The organism is Polaribacter sp. 2405UD43-2 (assembly GCF_058147125.1).
In genome coordinates this window covers 1-287 of sequence record NZ_JBYVJX010000036.1, presented here as the reverse complement: position 1 = coordinate 287, position 287 = coordinate 1, and the positions used below count along the sequence as shown (strand labels likewise).

General features: G+C 27.5%; 1 protein-coding gene. It reads right to left on the bottom strand.

From position 1 onward, the window contains the following. Positions 1–287, bottom strand: a 287-nt coding sequence (locus ACY2RX_RS14650) for a hypothetical protein (protein ID WP_490104724.1), incomplete at both ends; no start/stop codon positions are given.

Sequence of the window (287 nt, the reverse complement as noted above, 5' to 3'; positions counted from 1 at the left end):
TTTTTGGATTTATATACTCTAACTCTGCTAATTGCCCCATTATACAACCTAAATGTGATGTTTTACCTAACCCTTCTATTTGATATTGTGCTGGTTTTGAATTTTCAATCACTTCTTCTATTTCATCAATTTTATTGTAAAGTACTTCTATAAAACTATTACCTATAGACGATAATGATAAAGGAAGAAACGAAAGCGTTTTATGTTTGTAGTTTTTTAAAAACAAATCTACAAGTTCGTAGAAAGGAATATCAAATTTCTCAACTTTATCTTCTGTATCTTCTTTT